The sequence below is a fragment of the Phenylobacterium sp. genome (assembly GCF_031984885.1).
GTDB lineage: Bacteria > Pseudomonadota > Alphaproteobacteria > Caulobacterales > Caulobacteraceae > Phenylobacterium.
This window is the reverse complement of the sequence record NZ_DAMABV010000015.1, coordinates 44,461-65,970: the sequence shown is the minus strand read 5'-3', so window position 1 is coordinate 65,970 and position 21,510 is coordinate 44,461. Positions and strand designations below refer to the sequence as shown.

Genomic DNA, 21,510 nt, shown 5'->3' with positions numbered 1-21,510 from the left:
CCAAGCGAAGCGTGGACCCGGCCGGCGGGTCCACGCGACGCCCTCTGACCGCCGGCGCGCAAGCGCCCAACACGGCGCCGAACGGCGTCTCGAACCTGTTTCATCATCTGGAGGCAGGAGGCGCCCCGTCGCGCCTCTGCGGGGATAGCTGTGCCTGAACTGAGCTTGAAATCCAAACTGATCCTGTCCGCCGCCGCCGTGGCGGTCCTGGCCGCCGCGCCGCCGCCGGCCTTCGCCGACGACGCCGACGTCTCGGTCGAAGAGGTGGTGGTCACCGTCCGCCGCCGCGCCGAGAAGCTGCAGGACGTGCCGATCACCGTCTCGGCGGTCACCGGCCAGACCCTGGCGACCGAGCGCCTGGACCGGGTCGCCGACTACGCCGCCAAGATCGCCAACTTCAACGCCCTGCAGCAGAATACCCGGGTCTCGACCCTGACCATCCGCGGGGTCGGCGGCAACGCCAACAGCGACGGGTCCGAGGCCGGGGTCGGCCTGATCGTCGACAACGTGTTCTTCACCCACCCGGGCTTCTCGTGGCTTGACTTCGTGGACCTGGAGAGCGTCGAGCTGGCGCGCGGCCCGCAGGGCACGCTGCTGGGCAAGAACACCACCCTGGGCGCCCTGGTGGTCACCACCAAGCGGCCGTCCTTCACGCCCGAGGCCCAGGTCAGCGGCACGATCGCCAACAACGAGCGCTACCAGCTTCGCGCCAACGTCTCGGGCCCGCTCTACGGCGACAAGCTGGCCGGGCGGCTGACGCTCTATCGCGACGTCGGCGGCGGCTACGTCACCAACAGGTTCGACGGCGAGGACTATCTGGGCAACGACCGCTGGGCCCTGCGCGGCCAACTGCTCTACGAGGGCTCGAACTTCTCCAACCGCCTGATCGCCGAGCACTACGAGACCAAGGAATACAACAACTTCTACCCGCCGGCCGGCGACCCGACGACCTTCGTCGACGGCACGGCGCGCAACGGCTGGGAGCGCAAGCTGCGCACCGCCTTCGGCTACGTCCCCAGCTACGACGTCTATGACAACGCCGACCTCGACACTCAGAACAGGATCGTCTCGCGCACCGACGGGATCTCCAACCAGCTCGACTGGCGGCTGGGCGGCCATACCCTGACCTCGGTCACCGCCTGGCGGCGGCTCTATTTCCGGCCGAGCAACGACAGCGACCTGACCCCGTTCTCGATCTTCCGGGCCGGCTACGACGTCGACGTCGACCAGTATTCCCAGGAGCTGCGGATCAGCTCGCCGACCGACGGCCAGTTCGACTACCAGGCCGGCGTCTACCTGCTGAAGCAGGAGGTCACCAGCAACTACCGCACCCTGTTCTTCGACGACGCCAGCGCCTTCCTGCTGGGGCCGACGGTTCCCGGCTTCGTGCTCGACGGGCTGGAGACCGACCAGGTCGGCCAGGCGCAGACCAAGAGCGCGGCGGTGTTCGGCCAGGGGACCTATCGGTTCAACGACCGCGCCAGCCTGACCGCGGGCCTGCGCTACACCTACGAGGAGCGCGAGGCCTCCAACCAGGGCCTGGCCTTCGGCGGCGCGCCGCTGACCGGCGCCCTGGCCGCCTACGCCCCGTTCCGCGCGGCGGTGGCCGGGGCTCCGTTCCTGGTCGAGGGGCAAAAGGACTCCGGCTCGTTCTCCTGGCTGATCAACCCGGCCTACAAGGTCACCGACGACATCCTGGCCTATGCCAGCGTCAGCTACGGTGAGAAGTCGGGCGCGGCCAACCTCGGCGCGCGGCCGGGCGATCCGATCATCATCTCGCCGGAGAAGTCGCTCGACTACGAGATCGGCCTGAAGACCACCTGGCTCGGCGGCCGGGCGATCCTGAACGGCAACCTCTACTGGAACGACATCACCGACTATCAGGCCACCCTGACCAGCCAGGTCGGCACGACGGCGCGCTCGTACCTGTCCAATGTCGGCAAGGTCCGCCTGCGCGGGGTCGAGGTCGAGGGGCAGGCGCAGCTCACCGAAGCCCTGCGGGTCTCGGCCAGCGCCGCCTTCAGCGACGCGCGCTACGAATCCTACGCCAACGCCCCGGTCCCGGTGGAGTACGGCTATGCCGGCGGCCCGGCCTTCGTCGACCTGTCGGACACCCGCGTGCCCTTCGCGCCGAAGTTCACCGGCCAGTTCAGCGTCAACTACGAGGCGCCGGTGAGCGGCGACCTCGTGCTGTTCGCCTACGCCAACCAGACCTGGCGCAGCTCGACCTTCCAGCACTCGCTCTCGCAGTACGGCCGCCAGGACGCCTATGGCCTGACCCATGCCGGGATCGGGCTGAAGGACGCCTCGGGCCGCTGGTCGGGCAACATCTGGGCGCGGAACCTGTTCGACCAGGAGTACGCGGCCGCCTTCGGCAACGCTTCGGCCAACACCCCCTATATCGCCATCCTCGGTGAGCCGCGCACCTTCGGCCTCACCGTGAGCGGCCGCTACTGAGGGGGCGCCGGATGAGCCAGTCCGCCCCCGCCCGTCTGCCCGCCTGGCGCCTGGCGGTGTTCGCCGCCCTGGCGATCCCGCTGGCGGGGGCGGGCCTGCCGCTCGCCGTCTACCTGCCGCCCTACTACGCCCAGGAGCTGGGCCTGGGCCTCGGCGTCGTCGGCCTGATCTTCATGCTCAGCCGGGTGTGGGACGCGGTGACCGATCCACTGGTCGGGGTGCTCTCCGACCGCACCCGCAGCCGCTTCGGCCGCCGCAAGCCGTGGATCGTGGCCGGCGCGCCGCTGTTCGCCCTCTCCACCGCCGCGATCTTCGCGCCGGGGCTGTTCGGGGTGGAGCGGCCGGGCGCGGCCTGGCTCAGCATCTGGCTGGTGATCTTCTATGTCGGCTGGACGCTGATCCAGATCCCGGTCTCGGCCTGGGCCGGGCAACTGGCCGCGCAGTACCACGAGCGCAGCCGCGTGCAGACCTACTTCCAGGTGGCGACCGCCGGCGGCCTGCTGCTGGTGCTGATCCTGCCGGCGGTGCTCGACCAGCTCGGCGCCCGCGCCGGCCTGCCCGCCGATCCGGGGCTGAAGGTCGCGGTGATGGGCGGCTTCATCCTGGTCACCTTCGTGCCGGCCCTGATCGGCGCCCTGCTGCTGGTCAAGGAGCCGCCGGCCCCGCCGCCGACCGCCGCGCCCTCGACCCTGCGCCGCGACCTGATCGTCGCCGCCCGCGACCCGCTGCTGCGCAAGGTGCTGACCTCGGACTTCGCGGTCACCCTGGGGCAGCTTATCCGCTCCTCGCTCTTCGTGTTCTTCGTCTCGGCCTATATGGGCCGGCCGGACCTGGCCGCGGGCCTCTTCCTGCTGCAGTTCGTGTTCGGGGTGTTCGCCGGCCCGATCTGGCTGCGCATCGGCTATCGGATGGGCAAGCACCGGGCCGCCGTCGCCGGCGAGCTGGCCCAGGTGGCGATCAATCTCGGCCTGTTGCTGGTCACGCCCGGCGCGCTGCCGCTGCTGGTCGGCCTGACCATCGCCCAGGGCCTGGCCCAGGGCTCGGGCAACCTGATGCTGCGCTCGATGGTCGCCGACATCGCCGACAAGCAGAGGCTGGAGAGCGGCGAGGACCGCACCGGCCTGCTGTTCTCGGTCTTCAGCCTGACCGGCAAGGCCGCCACCGCCGTCGCGGTCGGGGTCGCCCTGCCGCTGGTCGGGCTGCTGGGCTTCAAGCCCGGCGCCGCCAACGCCGCCGAGGCGCTGCTGGGCCTGAAGCTGGTCTTCGCCCTCGGCCCGGCCCTCGCCCACCTGGCCTCGGCCTGGCTGATCTCCGGCTTCTCGCTGGACGAGGCCGGCCACGCCGACATCCGCCGCCAACTCGACAGCCGCGACGCGGCCGCCGTTCCCGCAGAATGACCATCGCTCAAGCCTCGAGGAGACCCTTCAGATGAGCACCCACAACCTCGACATCCGCCCCGTCGCCGGCCGCATCGGCGCCGAAATCGCCGGCGTCACGCTGTCCGCCGACCTCGACAACGTCACGGTCGCAGCGATCGACGAGGCGCTGCACAAGTACAAGGTGCTGTTCTTCCGCGACCAGACGCACCTGGACGACGCCTCGCAGGAGGCCTTCGCCGCCCGGCTCGGCGAGCCCGTCGCCCATCCGACGGTGCCGGTCGCCAACGGCAGCAGCTACCTGCTGGAGCTCGACTCCCACCGCGGCGGCCGCGCCAACGCCTGGCACACCGACGTGACCTTCGTGCCGGCCTATCCCAAGGCCTCGATCCTGCGCGCCGTGGTCTCGACCGCCTCGGGCGGGGACACGGTCTGGGCCAATACGGCCGAGGCCTACAACCGCCTGCCCGACCACCTGCGCGAACTGGCCGACAAGCTCTGGGCGCTGCACACCAACGCCTATGACTACGCCGCCGCCAAGCCGGCCGCGACCCGCGAGCAGATCGACCGCCATCGCAACGTCTTCGCCTCGACCGTCTATGAGACCGAGCATCCGGTGGTCCGCGTCCATCCGGTGACCGGCGAGCGGACCCTGGTCCTGGGCCAGTTCGTGAAGTCGCTGGTCGGGCTCTCGACCGCCGACTCCCGGCGGATCTACGACACCCTGCAGGAGCACGTGACCCGGCTGGAGAACACGGTGCGCTGGCGCTGGCGCGCGGGCGACGTGGCCATCTGGGACAACCGCGCCACCCAGCACTATGCGGTGGACGACTATGGCGACCAGCATCGGGTCATGCGCCGCGTGACGCTGAACGGCGACGTGCCGGTCTCGGTCGACGGCCGCCCCAGCCGCGCGATCTCGCCGGCGCCGGCGACCGCGATCGCGGCGGAGTAGCTCAGGCGTCGTCCCGGAAGGCGCGGAGCGCCTGTCCGGGACCCGCCTGATCGTGCAGGCCTGGGCTCAAGCCGGGGGCGTCGGTGCGAATGGATCCCGGTCTTCGGCCTGTGGCCGAAACCGGGACGACACTTCGTGGGTCAGTGCGCGTCGTCCCAGTTGGCGGCGGCGCGCGCGTCGACCACCAGCGGCACGGACAGCGCCACCGCCGGTTCGGCGGCGCGCTCCATGATCTTCTTCACGACGGCGATGGTCGCCTCGGCCTGCGCTTCCGGGGCCTCGAAGACCAGTTCGTCGTGCACCTGCAGCAGCATGCGCGCCTGCAGGTCGGCGGCCTTCAGCGCCGCCGGCATCCGCATCATCGCCCGGCGTATGACGTCGGCCGCCGCGCCCTGGATCGGGGCGTTGATCGCCGCGCGGTCGCCGAACGCCCGCTCGGCCTGCGACTTCGACTTCACGGCCGGGATGTTGACCTTGCGGCCGAAGATGGTGCTCACGAAGCCCTGGGTCCGGGCCGCCTGCTTGGTGCGGTCCATATAGGCGCGGATGCCGGGGAAGCGCTCGAAGTAGGTCTTGATATAGGCCCCGGCCTCGTCCTGCGGGATCGAGAGCTGGTTGGCCAGGCCGAAGGCCGAGATGCCGTAGACGATGCCGAAGTTGATCGCCTTGGCCCGGCGGCGGGTTTCGGCCGGCATGCCCTCGATCGGCACCCCGAACATCTCCGAGGCGGTGGCCGCGTGAATGTCGTGGCCCTCCATGAAGGCCTTCTTGAGCTGCGGGATGTCGCCGACATGGGCCAGGATCCGCAGTTCGATCTGGCTGTAGTCGGCGCTGATCAGCACATGGCCCGGCTCGGCGATGAAGGCCTTGCGGATGCGCCGGCCTTCCTCGGTGCGGATCGGGATGTTCTGCAGGTTGGGGTCGGACGAGGACAGCCGCCCGGTGGTGGTCGAGGCCAGGGCGTAGGAGGTGTGCACCCGGCCGGTCCGCTCGGCGATCGCCGCCACCAGGTTGTCGGTATAGGTGCCCTTCAGCTTGGAGAGCTGGCGCCAGTCGAGCAGCACCCGCGGCAGCTCGTGGCCCTGGGCGGCCAGGTCCTCCAGCATCGAGGCGTCGGTCGAGGCCGCGCCGGTGGCGGTGATCTTGCCCGAGGCCAGGCCCATCTCCTGGAACAGCAGCTCGCCGATCTGCTTGGGGCTGCCCAGGTTGAACGGCCGCCCGGCGATCCGGTGCGCCTCCGCCTCCAACTCGCCCATGCGGACCGAGAAGTCGTTGGAGAGCTTGCGCAGCGTCTCGGTGTCGACCTTGATCCCCTCGTTCTCCATCTGCGCCAGGACGGGCGGCATGCCGCGCTCCAGGGTCTCGTAGACCGTCAGCAGGCCCTCGGCCGCCAGCCGCGGGCGCAGGTGGTGGTAGAGCCGCAGGGTGACGTCGGCGTCCTCGGCCGCGTAGCAGGTCGCCGGCTCCAGCGGAACGTGCTTGAAGCTCTTCTGCGACTTGCCGGTCCCGGTCACCGCCGAGAACTTGATCGGCTCGTGCTCCAGCCAGCGCTTGGAGAGCTCGTCCATGCCGTGGCTCTTGTGGAGGCCCGCTTCCAGCGCGTAGCTGATCAGCATGGTGTCCTCGATCGGCGCGACCTGGACGCCGTAGCGCGACAGGACGGCGATGTCGTACTTGGCGTTCTGCGCCACCTTCAGGACGGTCGGGTCCTCCAGCAGCGGCTTCAGCCGCGCGATCACCTGGTCGACGGGAAGCTGCTCGATGGCCTCCGGCGGCTCGAATTCGAACCCGCCCGAGCTTTCGTTCTCATGGCCGACGGGGATGTAGCAGGCCTCGCCCGGGGTCACGGCCAGCGATACGCCGCACAGGGCTGCATTGGCCGAGGACAGGGCGTCGGTCTCGGTGTCGAAAGCCACCAGGCCCACGGCCCGGGCGCGGGCGATCCAGGCGTCCAGGGCGGCCAGGTCGCGCACGCAGACATAGTCGCTGGGATTGATGGCCGCCGCCGCGGGGGTGGCGGGCCTGGGGGCCGGGGCCGCAGGCGCCGCCGCGCCGCCGCCGGACACCCGGCGGGCCAGGTTCCTGAACTCCATCTCCTCGAGGAAGGCGGCCAGTTCCTCGGCGTCCGGGTCGTCGACCGCCAGGGCGTCGATCGGCTCGGGCAGCGGGGTGTCGCAGTCCAGCCGCACCAGCTCGCGCGAGAGGCGGATCTGGTCGGCGAACGCGATCAGGGTGTCGCGGCGCTTGGGCTGCTTGATCTCCTCGGCGCGGGCCAGCAGCGTGTCCAGGTCGCCGTACTCGTTGATCAGCAGGGCGGCGGTCTTCACCCCGATGCCCGGCGCGCCCGGCACGTTGTCGACGCTGTCGCCGCACAGGGCCTGGACGTCGACCACCTTTTCCGGCGGCACGCCGAACTTCTCGATCACCTGCTCGCGGCCGATCTTCACGTTCTTCATGGTGTCGAGCATCGACACCCGGTCGCCGACCAGTTGCATCAGGTCCTTGTCGGACGAGATGATCGTCACCTCGCCGCCGGCGTCGCGCACCTTGCAGGCATAGGCGGCGATCAGGTCGTCGGCCTCGTAGCCGGGCAGCTCCAGGCTGGGGACGCCGAACGCCCGCGTCGCGCGGCGCATCAGCGGGAACTGCGGGATCAGGTCCTCGGGCGGCGGCGGGCGGTGGGCCTTGTACTGGTCGTAGAGGTGGTTGCGGAAGGTCTTCTCGGAATGGTCGAAGACCACCGCCAGGTGGGTCGGGCCCTCCGGCTGGGCCTTCATCTCGACCAGCAGCTTCCACAGCATGTTGCAGAAGCCGCTGATCGCCCCGATCGGCAGGCCGTCCGACTTGCGGGTCAGCGGCGGCAGCGCGTGATAGGCGCGGAATATGAAGCCCGACCCGTCCACCAGGTAGAGCCGCACGGCCGGCCCGTCCTGGGTCGGTTCGCGGGGAATGTCGGCGAGGGTGGGGGCGTCGAGGGGCGCGTCGGTCATGGCCGGAAGATAGGATGCGGGCGCCCGAAGGTCACCCGCCTGCGTGGCGCTCGCGCACGATTCACGCCGGGCCGAACCGCTTGTTGAGGTCGGGGGCGCCCTGGCCGGCCTGGGCCAGCGCGCCGGCGTCGCCGTCGGCCAGATAGGCCTCCATCGCCCGGCCCAGCGCGGCGTAGGCGGCGCGGAACGGGCCGGTCGCCGAGGACAGCCGCCGCACGCCCAACTCCTGCAGCCTGCCGGCCGGCGACACCCCGCCGCGGCCCATGACGTTGAGCGGCAGGGCGATCTCCCGCGCCAGGGTCGCCAGCAGGTCATCGTCGGTCGGGCCGGGCACGAAGATCCCGTCCGCCCCGGCCGACCGGTAGAGTTCGGCCCGGCGCAGGGTCTCGGCCAGGGCCGCCTCGCCCTGCGCCAGGCCGCGCAGGTAGACGTCGATGCGGGCGTTGATGAACAGGCCCGCGCCCGCCGTCTTGCGGGCCGTCTCGATCTTGCGCGCGTGCAGGTCGGGCGAGCGGCCGCCGTCCTCGAAATTGATCCCCGCCGCCCCGGCGGCGACCACGCCCCTGACGGTGTCGGCCACGGCGGCCAGGTCGTCGGAATACCCGCCCTCGATGTCGGCGGTCAGCGGGACCTTGAGCACCCGGGCCATCTCGTCGATGGCGGCCAGCAGGGCGGGGACGGGCAGGAGGTCGCCGTCCGCATAGCCGTGCGCCCAGGCCACGGCGGCCGAGGAAGTGGCCACGGCCCTGGCGCCGGCGTCCTCCATCATCGCCGCGCTGGCGGCGTCCCAGGCGTTGGGCAGGACGAGGATCTGCGGACCCTCGTGGAGCGTCTTGAACGTGTCGGCCTTGGTCATAAACGTCTCCTTCTCGTCAGCCTGGACGATATAGGAAGCGCCTGTGCGACGGGCTGGCGGAAAACGGCCTTCGTCAGCGCGCTGCTGACAAGGGATGTCAGTGGCCGTGCGGGCCTTCGTAGACGCCGGGGGCCAGGCGCTCGTCCTCGGGGCCTTCCGAGCCGTCCGGCAGCACGAAGCGGCGGTCGCAATAGGGGCACTCGACGAAGGTGGCCTCGCCCATCTCCAGCCAGACGCGCGGATGGCCCAGCGCGCCGCCGACGCCGTCGCAGGCGACCCGGCCCGAGCGCACCACCACCACTTCCGACGGCGGCAGGTCCGGCGTCCGCGCGCCCTTGGCGGGCATGGGCTCCAGCCGCGAGGAGCGGCCTTGGTCGGGAACGGGGGCTTTACGGGCCATTCTTGAACTCTCCGGCGGCGGAAGCTTGGCGGATGCGCCGCACGCGCCTAGGTATCGGACCACGGCTTCGCCCGTCAATGCACGCCCCGGACGTAAAAGAGACGCATGGACCTACCTGAGTTCGCCATCGAGGCCGAAGGGGTCGTCAAGATCTATCCGGCGACCAAGACCGCGCCGCAGATGCACGCCCTGCGTGGATTGGACCTGAAGATCCCGCGCGGATCGATCTTCGGCCTGCTCGGCCCCAACGGCGCGGGCAAGTCGACCTTCATCAACACCCTGGCCGGCCTGACCAAGAAGACGTCGGGGACCGTGCGGATCTGGGACCGCGACATCGACCAGCGCCCGCGCGACGCCCGCGCCGCGATCGGCGTGGTGCCGCAGGAGATCGCCGCCGACCCGTTCTTCACCCCGCGCGAGTCGCTGGAGGTCCAGGCCGGCATGTACGGCGTGCCGCCGTCCGAACGCCGCACCATGGAGCTGCTGAACGCGCTCGGCCTGGGCGACAAGGCCGAGGCCTATGTCCGCCAGCTCTCCGGCGGCATGAAGCGCCGGCTGATGGTCGCCAAGGCCATGGTGCACAATCCGCCGGTGCTGATCCTCGACGAGCCGACCGCCGGGGTCGACGTCGAGCTGCGCCGCCAGCTCTGGGCCTATGTGGTCGAGCTGAACCGCAAGGGCGTGACCATCGTCCTGACCACCCACTACCTCGAAGAGGCGCAGGAGCTCTGCGACCAGATCGCCATCGTCAACCGCGGCGAGGTGGTGGCCTGCGAGCCGACCTCCAGCCTGCTGCGCCGGCTCGACACCCGCAACGTGGTGGTGACGCCCGAGGAGCCGCTGCTGATCGCCCCCGACCTGCCGGGCTTCGAGACCAGGCCCCGCGCCGGCGGCGCCTTCCAGGTGACCTACCGCACCGGTCATTCCAGCGTCGAACAGGTCCTGGCCGCCGTCCGCGCCACCGGCCTGCACATCAAGGACATCGCCACCGAGGACCCGGACCTGGAGGACGTCTTCGTCTCGCTGACGACCGCCGGCGCTTGACGCTTCCGTTTCGCGCCGCTTTCGGCTAGACAGCGCAACCGCGCTCAAACGCACCCGTAGCTCAGCTGGATAGAGCGTTGCCCTCCGAAGGCAAAGGTCACACGTTCGAATCGTGTCGGGTGCGCCATTTCGGTTCAAAGGCACGAACGCCTAGCACCGCCGCCTCTACGCCAGAGGCGGCGGTTAGCGTTCGGAGCAGTTCGCTCCGCAGACCACGGATGCGGACCTCCTTCCGGCTCACCACTTCGACCCGCTGCGCTACCGCCCGAACCTGGTCGCGGGCGAACGTCCCGTCGTCGTTCCGCAGCTTCTTGCGCAGCGCGGTCGCAAAGGCGCGCAGGCTGTCCGGCGTGATCGCCGGACCGATCTTCACGACATGCGCCAGCGCGCGTTCGGCATCGCCCTTGGCCTGATCGCGAGTCGCGGTCAGCTCGGCGATGCGATCCTTAAGCGAAGAATCGTTCACGTCGATGACGCCGTTCTCGATCGCATCATAGAGTCGCTTGAGCTTCGCTTCGGCCTCGGTCGCACGCCGCTCAAGATCGGCGACATGCTCGCGGCGCTGGTTCACCCATTCGTCGCGGCGTTCGAGGATCTGATCCATCAGAGCTTCGAGCCGCGCCGGGTCGAGCAGCCGCGCTTCGAGATGATCGACCACCGCCTCATTGAGCCGGTCCATCGGCACGGTGATGCCCGGACAGCCGGTCGCACCCTGCCGCGCCTTCGTCGAGCAGGTGTAATAGCGATACTCGCGGCCGACGCTGCTAGTGCCCGTGCGCAGCGTCATCGCGCCGCCGCAGCACGCGCAGAAGCAGATGCCGGTGAGCAGCGTCGGGCCGCCCACCGCCATCGGCGCCATCATCTTGGGGCTGCGCGCCTTGAGCGAGCGTTGCACGGCCTCGAACTCGGCTTCCGACACGATCGCCGGCACTTCCATGACGGCGTGCTCGCTCTCCGGCTTCGGTGTCTTCGTCTTGTGATCGCGGGTGTTGAAGCGGTGCTGGCCGACATAGGTCGTGCGGGTGAGAACCTGATGCACCGCGCCCAAGCCCCAGCGCCCGCCATCGCGAGTGCGGATGTTGTTCTCGTTGAGCCAGATGGCGATCGACTTGAGGCCCATCGGCCCTTTGTTATCGACGCCGTTGAGCGCCATGCGGTAGATGCGCCGCACTGTCTCGGCCTGGAGCGGGTCGATTTCCAGCTTCTTCTTGATCTTCGCGCCACGCTCGCCTGCCGCAACCACGCGATAGCCGATCGGCGCCCGCGCGCCGTTCCAGAAGCCTTGGCGGGCGTTCTCCTTCATCGCCCGCAGCGTATGCTTGCCATTCTCCTTCGACTGGTATTCGTCGAACAGCGTCATGATCTGACGCATCATCACGCTCATCGGATCATCACCCAAGTCCTGCGTGATCGAGACGAGCTTCACCCCGTTCTTCGCCAGCTTGCGGACGTAGAACTCGAACTGGAACTGGTCGCGGAAGAACCGCGAGAAGCTGTGGACGAGGATGACGTTGAATGCCGGTGGCTTGACCATCGCCGCGTCGATCATCGCCTGAAACGCCGGCCGGCGATCGTCGGTGGCGGTGTTGCCCGGCTCGACGAACTCAGCCGCGACCTCCCAGCCGCGCGACAGGCAATAGCCTTCGATTTGGCGGCGCTGGTCGGGAATCGACAGGTCGCTCTCGGCCTGGCGGCCGGTGGAAACCCGCAGGTAGAGCGCGGCGCGGGCGGTGGCCACGACCGGCGCCTCATCCTCATCTCGTCGCAGGGCGGCGCTGGTCATGACGCTTCACTCCTCACTTCACGGCAACGGTCCGAACAGCTTGTCCAGCTCGTGTCGCATATGGCCTTCGACCGCGCGCAGCTCGGCGTCGCCGATCGGAACCTGCTCCGGCCAGTCGTCGGTGACGACAATCGGCCCGTCATCCTCGCGCGGCCGGCGCGAAGCCCGGCGCGGCGCGACGCGGTTGGTGTAGTCATGCAGGTCATCCGGGCATTCGGCCCAGCGACGAGGCGTGCGGCGACGGACTTTGCGAGGAAGGGCCATCTCGGCACGCTGCCGCGTGTCCACACCTCGCACAAATGCTTCATCGCGGCGTAGCGCAGATAGGGACGTGGGGCGGCGGGCGTCATGCTTCGCCCCACGGATCGACCACCGTGGTCCGCCAATCGACGAAATCGCGGGCATTGCGAGTCGCCCGCCGCGCTCCACACGATCGTAACGATCTGTTTGTCGACCAAGCATCGATCGGTCGCACGATCCCCCGGTGTTCTGCCAGCACCATATCTCATCCTCCTTGCAGCGGCCGGTTGGCACCATGCACCACAACGCCTCACATTCGCACCATACACCTATTGATATGCAACGCAAAGCCATATACATGCATCATACTGGCGTGATCGTGCAACGCGCCACTGGGAATCGCTTATGGACCATTTCTCGATCATCCAAGCCCTCTGTCGCGCGGCAATGGCCGACGCTTCACCCGCTCTGCGCAAGCAGGTCGAGCGACTTCGTGACGCGCTGGCTAAGGATGGGGAATCCAAGCAGTCCGCCGCTCTGACCAGCATCCTCACGACCGCCGATCGGACGAAGGAGCTTTCGCCGAGCCGGATCGAGCGCTCCAAAGCGCAGCTCTCTGGTGAGACGCTGACACGGAACACGCCTGTTCCGGTCGACCGAGAGACAGCCGCGCCGTTGGCGGAGATTCTCTTTCCGGCAGACATTCAACCGACCGCGCCGCTCTTCAACACGACCGTCAGTCACGCCATTGAGACCATTATCGAAGAATGGGCCAACTTCGACGCACTGTCGGAAATCGACATTCGGCCTTCCAAGACCTGTCTTATTTACGGTGCTCCGGGGACGGGAAAGACCAGGCTTGCGCTTTGGATCGCGCAACAGCTCGATCTTCCCGTCGTGCTGGTGAAGCTGGACGGGCTCGTATCGTCGTTCCTCGGCACGACCGCACGCAATATCGGGAACCTGTTCGCCTTCGCGAACCGCCACCGCTGCATCCTTCTGCTCGACGAGTTCGATGCGATCGCGAAAGTTCGGGACGATCCGCAGGAAGTTGGCGAGATCAAGCGCGTCGTGAACGCGCTTCTGCAGAATCTCGATACGCGCCGCGATGTCGGCTTCACGATCGGCATCACCAATCACCCGAAACTCTTGGACACGGCCGTCTGGCGGCGTTTCGAGGTTCAGCTTGAGATTCCCAAGCCCGACTTCGAGATGCGAAAGGCGATCGCCGCGCATTTCATGCCGCCGGTAAAAGCCCCGGACATCCATTTGCGCCTGATCGCATGGTTCACCGAGGGCTCGACCGGCGCTGAGATCGAGTCTCTCGTGCGCACCTATAAGAAGGCCACCACCGTTCGCGAGGAGGACAAGCGCGGGCTACTCGATACGCTCCGCCAATTCGCCACGCTGAACGCGGCTCGGGTGCAAAGTGAACGCCGCGCGCTGCTGTTCGACGATTCCAGCAATCTATTTCGGGCCATGCGAGATGATCCGATCCTCGGCTTCTCGATGGCCGACATCGGCGAGATTGCCGGCAAAGATAAATCGACGGTCAGCCGTCAACTCGGCCGAGCGGCCAAGTCTGGTGATGGGGAGACGCTAAATGGCTAGTCCCATTCAGATCGTCCTCAATCCTGAAAACTATGAGGAGGCGCGCGACGCTGGTGGCGGAGGCGGCCGGAAGGACTTTTTCGCTCACCGCGATGCCGAGTTCACCGCCCATCGCGCCGCGCTGATGAGCCAGATCGACACGATTGCTGGCGTTCTCAGCGCCCAAGCACAAGGCGATGTCGGCTTCGTAAAGGTCATCCTTCGTCGCGAGGCTTGGGCCAAGAGCCATCGCCCGATCGCCAGCCTGTTTCGGCACGATCGCACTCCTGTCGTTGGCGCCGGAGATCTCGGGGTTATGCTCGTCGAAGCCCGACCCGGCACGCTCCGCCAGGTGGCCGCGGAGATCGCAAAGGCCGAAACCCACACAGAAATGCGCTTCAACGAGCAGAAGCAGAAGGACGAACCTTATCCGTCTGCCCGAAAGAGCGAGACCGGCGCCATTGACCGGATCGAACTCTATGGGCCGAGCGATCGGCGCAACTTCTCGGTCGATGAGGCTGTGGCGTGGCTCTCCAATCCGATGACCGGCAGCAGCTATCAGGTCGAACTGTTCGACAGCCCGCCGCCGCGCTCGGAGTGGGACCGCCTCGACCCGAGCCATCGGCGCCTTGTCGAGAGCTTCGTTGCCGGCTTCGCCGCGCTGGATCGCGGCCTCGCAGTCGAACGCTTGCCGAACCGTCGCCACAAACAGCCGATCCTCTCTGTCCGACTGGATCAGTCTGGAGATCAGCCGGTTCTACGGCTGAATGATGCCCCGGTCAGCGAGCGGCGGCGAGAGCTTGTCGCATTCAATCCAGACGTGAGTCGCCACGCCCGGCTGCTCGCCTTCCTTGACAGCCATCCGCTTGTGCGCCGGATCGAACTGCCAGGCATTGTCGTGCGGGCCGTCAGCACGCCTATCGTGCGCGCGCGGCCTGCCGATGTCACCATTCCCGCCCGCGACAGCCGCCGCAGTCATCCTCGGCTCGGGATCATCGACGGCGGAATCGGCGAAGCGCTGTCAGACTGGGTCATCGATCGGTGGGACGTTCTTGCGGAAGAAGATACCGACCTTGCGCATGGGACGTTCATCGGCGGATTGGCTGCGGTGGGAGGTGCGCTTAACGGCGCGGAAATTTGCCCTGAGCCCGACGGCGCGGAGCTGGTCGACGTCGCAGTCTTCCCGAACGAACGCAAAGCCGGAGCCTTCGCCTCCTATTATCCTGATGGCTTGCCGCAATTCTTCGATGAAATGGAGACAGCCATTTCGGACGCCCGCGCTCGACATGGGGTGCGCGTGTTCAACATGAGCCTGAATATTCTTCAGCCGGCGGCGCCAGATCGTTACAGTCCCCACGCAGCGCGGCTCGATCAGATCGCTGAGAGCAACAACGCGATCGTTTTCATTTCGGCCGGCAACATACAGCAGCAAGACCTTCGCCCCGAATGGCCTGCCGATGCCACGGCCGCACTCGCCAACCTCGCCACCGCCCGCAACGATGGCCTGCTTACGCCGGCCGAGAGCGCGCGCAATGTCGCTGTGGCGGCTCTAAACCCGCCCGGCCATGACGGGTGCCTTCCATTCGCACCGACGCGCTACAGCCGACGTGGCCCGGGACTTCGCGCTGGCGTCAAGCCCGACTTGGCGCACATCGGTGGCGCGGGTTCCCAGCACCCTGAACTCGGCCACGGGCTTTTCTCGATCTTGCCGGATGGGACCATCGTCGATGGCTGCGGGACTAGCTATGCCGCGCCCCTTGCAGCGAAGACGGCCGCTGTCCTGGATCACGCCATTGAGGGTGAGGTCTCGCGTGAAACCCTGATCGGCCTGCTCGTTCATCATGCCGAAATGCCGACTCCTTTGCAGGTCAAGGCACTCGCGCCGATCGCCAAGCATATGGCGGGGTTCGGAATGCCGCCTTCGGCCGACCGCATCCTAGAAACGGGTGACCACACAATCACTCTCGTCTTCGCGTCGCGCATCCAACGGGACCAGCAAATCAACTTCCGTTTCCAGTGGCCGGCGTCGCTGGTCGGTCCCGGAGGCAAGTGCCGTGGCCGCGCGAAGATTACGCTCGTCTCCACGCCCCCGCTCGATGCCCGGTTCGGATCGGAGTTCGTGCGCGTCAACATTAACGCTGTCTTGCAGCAGGAACAGGCCAATGGCGGGTGGAAGGGGCGGCTTGAGCCGCTCTATCTCCCGTCACGGCGGGAGGCTCCTCCGATCGAGGCGGAGCGCATCGAGCACGATCTCAAATGGAGCCCGGTGAAGGTCTTGGCGAAAACCTTCCCGCAGGGAGTGGGTCCATCCTCGAACTGGCGTCTCTTCGTCGAATATCTGACGCGGGCGGGCGAGATCATGCCCGAAGAAGGCGTGCCGTTTACGGTGATCGTGACCATCAGTGATCCCGACGCCGAACAGCCGGTGTTCAACGATATGCGTCAAAACCTTCAGGCCCTCGGCACCCAGATCGCCGACATCCGAACCGCAGCACGCATTACGCCGCGCGTGTAGTCGCCAGTAGAAGGGTCAGACTCGCTTGCAGAGGCACTACAGGAGACTGTGATGGCAAAATCAGTGACGCTCAGCACCGGAAGGACATTCCCGACCGTCACCGCCGCAAAGGAGCATTTCGCGGAAATCCTCAACGGCCAAGAGCTGAAGCAGGCTTTCTCCGGCAACGAGTTCGCAGATATTCAGGCCACCTATGTCGCCTATTGCGCCAAGACCGACTGGCCGTTGCCGTCAGCGCCAGCTTCGTTCTATCCCGTGCATGATCGCGGCCCCGGCTACACCACGCGATGTTTCGGCGTGACGTTCGAAGACGGCACGACGGGAAACTTTTCGATGGATAAGGCACTTCGGGCGATCGCGGCGTAGGGCGGTTCCGTCCTCTTCTTCGGCTTTCAGACCATTGCGTTTCTGAACTGGGTCTCGATTTCTGGACCTGCTGCCGCCGGGAATTTGGCGCCTCCCTGCGGGACCGCCGCTCTATCTCCGCTGCGCCCCAACCGAACCCCTGACGGGTTTCGACCCTGCCGGGTGACGATCAGCATGGCGGGGCGGCGCTGGCGCGCCGGTCGGTCAATCCGCCCTGCGGATTGCAGTTCTTTCAAGCTGCGGAGATCGGGCCAGGGCTGCGCCGGCCCGATCGCGCTGCTGTAGCTCTCCCCGTCGGTGGGGTAGGCGACGCTTCCCTTTAGGCCCGCCGCGCCGGGCCGCAACGCGCGCGGGGCGCGCTTACCTCCTCTGCGTTCCGGTCCTTTCGGATGCTGCCCGGCTCCGCCGGCGGGCCTGCCGGTCCGCTTCTTCGCCGCCCACCCCATTCCGGGGTGAGTGTGGTTTGAAGGAGAAGTGTGATGAACGTTGTTACCCAAACCGTTGCCGCCGAGCCTGTGTCGGGCGTCGAGATGTTCGTGCCGCTCGCCAAGCTCAAGAAGTCCCCCAAGAACGCGCGCAAGGTGCCGCACGGGGAAGCCGCTATTGAGGCGCTGGCCGCTTCGATCCAGCACAAGGGACTGATCCAGAACCTTGTCGTCGAGCCGGAGACCAAGGAGGACGGGACGCCGACCGGCTATTACCTCGTCACCGCTGGCGAGGGCCGCAGGCTGGCGATGCTGCTGCGCGCCAAGCGCAAGCAGATCAAGAAATCCGAGCCGGTTCGCTGCTGGCTCGATACCGCCAACGATCCGTCCGAGATCAGTCTGGATGAGAACGTGACCCGGACCCCGATGCACCCTGCCGACCAGTTCGAGCGGTTCCGCGAGCTTGCGGACGGCAAGGGATGGGGCGCGCAGGAGATCGGCGCGCGATTCGGGGTGTCGGCGGGCGTGGTGAAGCAGCGCCTTCGCCTTGGCGCTGTCAGCCCGAAGCTGTTGCAGGTCTATCGCGAGGACGGCCTTACGCTGGACCAGCTTATGGCCTTCGCCATCACCGACGACCATGACCGGCAGGAGCAGGTTTTCGCCAACCTGCATCATAACCGTGAACCGTGGATCATCCGGCGCGACATGACCGCGAGCAATGTTCCGGCGACCGACCGGCGCGCGCTGTTCGTCGGGGCGGACGCCTATGTCGAGGCGGGCGGCAACATCATCCGCGACCTGTTCAGCGAGGACCGGGGCGGGTTCTTCGAGGATGCGGGCTTGCTCGATATGCTCGCCGCCGAGAAGCTGCGGGAGGTCGCCGAGCAGGTTCAGGCCGAGGGCTGGAAATGGGCCGAGGCGCATATCGACTATCCCCATGCCCACGGGATGCGGCGCTTCTATCCGCGGTCGGTTCCTCTGTCCGACGAGGACGAGGCGCGGCTGGAGGCCCTGTCCGCCGAGCACGATGAGCTTGCCGAAGGCTATTCGTCCTATGACGAGATGCCCGAGGACGTGGCGGCGAAGCTGGAAGCGGTGTCCGACGAGATCGACGCTATTTCGGCCAAGCGCTACGCCTACGACGCCAACGTGATCGCCCACGGCGGCGCGTTCGTGGTCCTAAACCATGATGGCACGGTCAGGATCGAGCGGGGTTTCGTTCGGGCCGAGGACGAGGCGCTGGCGGACCCCCAGCCGGAGCCGGAAGAAGGCGATGCGACCGAGCCGCAGATGGGCGACGACAAGCAGCCGGAGGACGGCGACGAGGACGAGGAACCGGGCAAGCCGATTTCCGACAGCCTCACCCGCGACCTGTCCGCCCATCGGACATTGGCGCTTCGCGTGGCGCTGGCCGAGCAGCCCGATATGGCGCTGATCGCGCTGACCCACGCGCTCACCGCACAACTGTTCTACAGCTATGCGGAGGCCGGTTGCCTTGAGGTTCGTCCGACCGTGACGCCGCTTGGTAGCCATGCGGACGGGATCGAGGATACGCCGCTGGCCGCGCGGGCGAGCGAGCAGCACGAGGCATGGGCCGAGCGGATGCCGCGCGACGTGGCGGACCTGTGGGGCTTCATCGTCGGGCTGGACGAGGCGAAGCGGACTGCGCTGCTGGCGCATTGCGCGGCTCGCACCGTCAACGCCCTGCGGTTGCCGTGGGACCGCAAGCCCCGGTCGCTGCAAACGGCGGACAGGCTGGCGGGCGCGCTGGCGCTGGACGTGGCGAAGGACTGGACGCCGACCGTGGACAGCTACCTTGGCCGCGTGACCAAGGCGCATATCGTGGAAGCCGTGACCGAAGGCGTGTCCGAAGACGCCGCCCGCCGCATCGCGGACATGAAGAAGCCGGACATGGCGCAGGCCGCCGAGCAGCTTCTTTCCGGGACCGGCTGGCTTCCCGTCGCGTTGCGGACGCCCGAACCGGGGGGAGTGGACCCCGCACCTGTGGAGCCGGAGGACACGGAAAGCGTGAAGCAGCCGCCCGAAGTGGAGGATAGCGAAGCGTCCTATGCTGTCGCCGCCGAATAGCGGCATCGGGTCGGGACCGCGTGAGCGGTCCCGACCTTACTCTTGTGACCGGCGAAAAATCGCGGCCGCGCCCGTTGGGGCGTGGCCGCTTTCCCTTGGCAAAGGCACCCCGCTCCGAGGGCGCGGGGCGGCGTGCTGACGGTGGATCGACCGCTGCGTTTCTGGTGCGCGATTCGTCCAGTGATGTTGCGGACCCGCACGGCGGAATCGCTTGGCGACGATGATGCGGACGGTGAGCGACGTTCTATTCCAGCCTCGCGCTGGATCTCGGCGAACATGCAGGCACAGAGTCGGCGGCGTCTGCTCCCCCGCCATCTCGGCGAAGGATTGCTTGCGAAGTAATCCGGCGCGGGCCAGCAAAGAAGCGAATGCCGCCGCTGACAATGCCGTCATAGCCACAGCGTAGAATTTCCGGTTCGGCGACAACCGCGCGGCCTCTCGATTGGCTTGATCTAACCGGGGTCGGCTTCGCCTTGATCGGCCTGACGCAATGGCACCGCGCGGCTTTTTTCCGCCGCCTTCGGCTTTGCATCGCGAAACAAAAAAGCCGCGCGTCGCCATCCTCCGCTGCGCTCCGGCCGCGAGCGGTGCGCGTCCGATCATCCCCGCTTCACCGATCGCCATCGAGGCCGCGGCGGTCGTGGCCCGAAGCAAAAGGAACTTCGACATGGCTACCATCGGCACCTTCACCCAGGCGGCTAACGGCTCCTTCAGCGGAACCATCAAGACGCTCACCCTCAACGCAAAGGCCACCCTCCGTCCGATCGACAAGGAGAGCGACAAGGCCCCCGATTTCCGCCTCGCGGTCGGCACGGTCGAGTGCGGCGCGGGATGGAAGAAGACCAGCCGCGAGAACCGCGACTACATCTCGGTCAAGCTGGACGATCCGACCTTCGCGGCTCCGATCTACGCTACTCTGTCCGAAACCGAGACCGCTGGCGAATACGCTCTCATCTGGTCGCGCTGACCTCCGCACGGCGCCCCGCTCCCTCGGAGCGGGGCGCCTTCGTGTGTTGGCCCGCCAGTTCATAATATGGACGTGCCAGTGGCCCGGCATGTTGTGAGGTGCTTGGGGCGCTGCCCCCAGCGCCCTTCGGAGCGGCTTCCGCCCAGCTTCCTCCACGCTTCGCGTTCCGTGCAGCCGGTTCCCCGCGAAGCCGCCCACTCCGGTTGCACCCCCGGTCTCGCCGACGGGCAGGGTTTCAGCGCGGCGCTCCGCTGCGCGGAAACCCAGACCCAAGGAGGTTCAGATGCACTACCAGCTTGCCACCCGGTTCGGCCGCAACGCCCATCAGATCAGCGGCCGGGAGCCGCTCGACAATGAGGCGCTGTATCGGCACGTCCCATCCATCTTCGCCCGCGAGGCGCACGACAGCCGTTCGGAGCGGTATGTTTATGTCCCGACCATCGACATCGTGGCGGGATTGCGCCGGGAGGGATGGTTCCCGTTCTTCGCCGTCCAGTCGGTTCCGCGCGACGGTTCGCGCCACGGCCACGCGAAACACATGCTTCGCCTTCGCCGTGACGAGGGCATCGGCAAGCCCGAGGCCGCCGAAGTCATCATCGTGAACAGTCATGACGGAACGAGCGCTTATCAGATGTTCGCCGGAATGCTGCGGTTCGTCTGCACCAACAGCATGATTGCAGGCGAGCGGTTCGAGGAGGTCCGCGTGCCGCACAAGGGTAATATCCAGCACGATATTATCGAGGGCGTCTATACCGTTGCCGAGGACTTCCCCCGACTGATCGACGCCAGCGAGTCGATGAAAGCGATGCAGCTTTCCGAGGACGAGCGGCGATTGCTCGGCGAGGTTAGCCTTGTCGCTCGCTACGGAGAGGATGAAAGCCCGCTGCGGCCCGAGCAGATCATCGAGCCGCGCCGGCGCGAGGATGTGGACCGCAGCTTGTGGACCACATTCAATGTCATTCAGGAGAATGTCATTCGGGGCGGATTGCAGGGCCGCAAGCGCAACGCCGAGGGCCGTATCCGCCGCGCACAGACTCGCGCGATCAACGGCATCGACCAGAATGTGACGCTGAACCGCGCGCTCTGGACGCTCGCCGAGGGAATGCAGCGCCTCAAGGCAGCCTGAAGGTTCGCCGCCGCAGGGTCGGAGTTCCGGCCCTGCGGCTTCCGCGATTTCGCGCCGATCCGCTGCACCGGATCGGCGGCAGTCGCGCGCCCCATAGGTCCGCGCGACTGCAATGGCGCGCTCGCCGGGCTGGCGCCCGGCTCGCGCTGGGTAGTGGTAAAATCCCTGCCGCTGTCCTAAAAGGACAGCGGGCCGCTACGCGGCGGCCTGGGGTTGGTAGCCCCACGTTTAGCGGTTTGGTGTCGGCCGAAACGACGCCGCGAATCCTTGACCATGCGGTCGGGGAGCCTGCGACGTATGTCCAGGCGCTCCGGTGCTAAAGGTCGTAGGGC

General features: G+C 67.4%; 15 protein-coding genes and 1 tRNA gene. 11 read left to right on the top strand and 5 right to left on the bottom strand.

Annotated features, from left to right (window positions below; translation table 11 throughout):
* Nucleotides 1-165: 165 nt before the first annotated feature.
* From RTL41_RS17800 to RTL41_RS17790, 3 genes are read left to right on the top strand one after another with little or no spacing between them, the layout of a single operon-like run.
* The gene (locus RTL41_RS17800; RefSeq protein ID WP_312166407.1) at nucleotides 166-2,457 is read left to right on the top strand and encodes a TonB-dependent receptor domain-containing protein; all 2,292 of its coding nucleotides are present in this window, start codon (nucleotides 166-168) and stop codon (nucleotides 2,455-2,457) included.
* An 11-nt stretch (nucleotides 2,458-2,468) separates the two neighbouring features.
* Entirely contained in the window at nucleotides 2,469-3,854 is a 1,386-nt protein-coding gene (locus RTL41_RS17795; RefSeq protein ID WP_312166406.1) for an MFS transporter, read from the top strand.
* Nucleotides 3,855-3,885: 31 nt separating this feature from the next.
* Nucleotides 3,886-4,788: a TauD/TfdA family dioxygenase gene (locus tag RTL41_RS17790; RefSeq protein ID WP_312166405.1), complete on the top strand. Its 903-nt coding sequence runs from the start codon at nucleotides 3,886-3,888 to the stop codon at nucleotides 4,786-4,788.
* A gap of 140 nt (nucleotides 4,789-4,928) precedes the next feature.
* Here the strand turns inward: RTL41_RS17790 and polA are convergent, their stop codons facing one another.
* From polA to RTL41_RS17775, 3 genes are all read right to left on the bottom strand, one after another.
* Nucleotides 4,929-7,778, bottom strand: coding sequence for a DNA polymerase I (gene polA / locus RTL41_RS17785; protein WP_312166404.1), 2,850 nt, complete (start codon nucleotides 7,776-7,778; stop codon nucleotides 4,929-4,931).
* 61 nt (nucleotides 7,779-7,839) lie between these two features.
* Nucleotides 7,840-8,634, bottom strand: coding sequence for an isocitrate lyase/phosphoenolpyruvate mutase family protein (locus tag RTL41_RS17780; protein WP_312166403.1), 795 nt, complete (start codon nucleotides 8,632-8,634; stop codon nucleotides 7,840-7,842).
* A 97-nt stretch (nucleotides 8,635-8,731) separates the two neighbouring features.
* Entirely contained in the window at nucleotides 8,732-8,980 is a 249-nt protein-coding gene (locus RTL41_RS17775) for a zinc-finger domain-containing protein (protein WP_312166439.1), read from the bottom strand.
* A gap of 159 nt (nucleotides 8,981-9,139) precedes the next feature.
* On the opposite strand from RTL41_RS17775, the gene RTL41_RS17770 reads away from it, so the two are divergent.
* Together RTL41_RS17770 and RTL41_RS17765 are read left to right on the top strand one after the other, a co-directional pair.
* Nucleotides 9,140-10,078 carry an ABC transporter ATP-binding protein gene (locus tag RTL41_RS17770; protein ID WP_312166402.1) on the top strand — a complete coding sequence of 313 codons (939 nt, stop codon included), beginning with the start codon at nucleotides 9,140-9,142 and terminating at the stop codon, nucleotides 10,076-10,078.
* Nucleotides 10,079-10,128: 50 nt separating this feature from the next.
* A tRNA-Arg gene (locus tag RTL41_RS17765) sits at nucleotides 10,129-10,205 on the top strand.
* Here RTL41_RS17765 and RTL41_RS17760 read toward each other — a convergent pair.
* Both RTL41_RS17760 and RTL41_RS17755 read right to left on the bottom strand, forming a co-directional pair.
* A complete protein-coding gene (locus RTL41_RS17760; RefSeq protein WP_312166401.1) occupies nucleotides 10,176-11,861 on the bottom strand; it encodes a recombinase family protein in 1,686 nt (561 codons plus the stop codon). The two genes, RTL41_RS17765 and RTL41_RS17760, sit on opposite strands and share 30 nt — an antisense overlap.
* An 18-nt stretch (nucleotides 11,862-11,879) precedes the next feature.
* Nucleotides 11,880-12,125 (bottom strand): hypothetical protein, encoded by a 246-nt coding sequence (locus tag RTL41_RS17755; protein WP_312166400.1) that lies wholly within the window; start codon nucleotides 12,123-12,125, stop codon nucleotides 11,880-11,882.
* A gap of 381 nt (nucleotides 12,126-12,506) precedes the next feature.
* Between RTL41_RS17755 and RTL41_RS17750 the strand changes: the two genes are divergently transcribed.
* The 6 genes from RTL41_RS17750 to RTL41_RS17725 all read left to right on the top strand — a co-directional run bounded on the left by RTL41_RS17750 (nucleotide 12,507) and on the right by RTL41_RS17725 (nucleotide 21,178).
* The gene (locus RTL41_RS17750) at nucleotides 12,507-13,712 is read left to right on the top strand and encodes an AAA family ATPase (protein ID WP_088914089.1); all 1,206 of its coding nucleotides are present in this window, start codon (nucleotides 12,507-12,509) and stop codon (nucleotides 13,710-13,712) included.
* Nucleotides 13,705-16,206, top strand: coding sequence for a S8 family peptidase (locus RTL41_RS17745; RefSeq protein WP_312166399.1), 2,502 nt, complete (start codon nucleotides 13,705-13,707; stop codon nucleotides 16,204-16,206). The genes RTL41_RS17750 and RTL41_RS17745 overlap by 8 nt, the downstream gene beginning before the upstream one ends.
* A gap of 51 nt (nucleotides 16,207-16,257) precedes the next feature.
* Nucleotides 16,258-16,572: a hypothetical protein gene (locus tag RTL41_RS17740; RefSeq protein ID WP_312166398.1), complete on the top strand. Its 315-nt coding sequence runs from the start codon at nucleotides 16,258-16,260 to the stop codon at nucleotides 16,570-16,572.
* Between the two features lie 479 nt (nucleotides 16,573-17,051).
* Nucleotides 17,052-19,085: a ParB/RepB/Spo0J family partition protein gene (locus tag RTL41_RS17735; protein ID WP_312166397.1), complete on the top strand. Its 2,034-nt coding sequence runs from the start codon at nucleotides 17,052-17,054 to the stop codon at nucleotides 19,083-19,085.
* Nucleotides 19,086-19,752: 667 nt separating this feature from the next.
* On the top strand, nucleotides 19,753-20,052 hold the full coding sequence (locus RTL41_RS17730) for a DUF736 domain-containing protein (RefSeq protein WP_293845133.1): 300 nt from the start codon (nucleotides 19,753-19,755) through the stop codon (nucleotides 20,050-20,052).
* 283 nt (nucleotides 20,053-20,335) lie between these two features.
* Entirely contained in the window at nucleotides 20,336-21,178 is an 843-nt protein-coding gene (locus RTL41_RS17725) for a DUF932 domain-containing protein (RefSeq protein ID WP_312166396.1), read from the top strand.
* Nucleotides 21,179-21,510 lie beyond the last annotated feature (332 nt).

Coding starts and splice junctions, on each gene's coding strand:
- RTL41_RS17760 (WP_312166401.1), bottom strand. CDS start 11,861: ATGACCAGCGCCGCCCTGCGACGAGATGAGGATGAGGCGCCGGTCGTG.
- RTL41_RS17770 (WP_312166402.1), top strand. CDS start 9,140: ATGGACCTACCTGAGTTCGCCATCGAGGCCGAAGGGGTCGTCAAGATC.
- RTL41_RS17725 (WP_312166396.1), top strand. CDS start 20,336: ATGCACTACCAGCTTGCCACCCGGTTCGGCCGCAACGCCCATCAGATC.
- RTL41_RS17780 (WP_312166403.1), bottom strand. CDS start 8,634: ATGACCAAGGCCGACACGTTCAAGACGCTCCACGAGGGTCCGCAGATC.
- polA (WP_312166404.1), bottom strand. CDS start 7,778: ATGACCGACGCGCCCCTCGACGCCCCCACCCTCGCCGACATTCCCCGC.
- RTL41_RS17730 (WP_293845133.1), top strand. CDS start 19,753: ATGGCTACCATCGGCACCTTCACCCAGGCGGCTAACGGCTCCTTCAGC.
- RTL41_RS17750 (WP_088914089.1), top strand. CDS start 12,507: ATGGACCATTTCTCGATCATCCAAGCCCTCTGTCGCGCGGCAATGGCC.
- RTL41_RS17790 (WP_312166405.1), top strand. CDS start 3,886: ATGAGCACCCACAACCTCGACATCCGCCCCGTCGCCGGCCGCATCGGC.
- RTL41_RS17735 (WP_312166397.1), top strand. CDS start 17,052: ATGAACGTTGTTACCCAAACCGTTGCCGCCGAGCCTGTGTCGGGCGTC.
- RTL41_RS17775 (WP_312166439.1), bottom strand. CDS start 8,980: ATGCCCGCCAAGGGCGCGCGGACGCCGGACCTGCCGCCGTCGGAAGTG.
- RTL41_RS17745 (WP_312166399.1), top strand. CDS start 13,705: ATGGCTAGTCCCATTCAGATCGTCCTCAATCCTGAAAACTATGAGGAG.
- RTL41_RS17740 (WP_312166398.1), top strand. CDS start 16,258: ATGGCAAAATCAGTGACGCTCAGCACCGGAAGGACATTCCCGACCGTC.
- RTL41_RS17755 (WP_312166400.1), bottom strand. CDS start 12,125: ATGGCCCTTCCTCGCAAAGTCCGTCGCCGCACGCCTCGTCGCTGGGCC.
- RTL41_RS17795 (WP_312166406.1), top strand. CDS start 2,469: ATGAGCCAGTCCGCCCCCGCCCGTCTGCCCGCCTGGCGCCTGGCGGTG.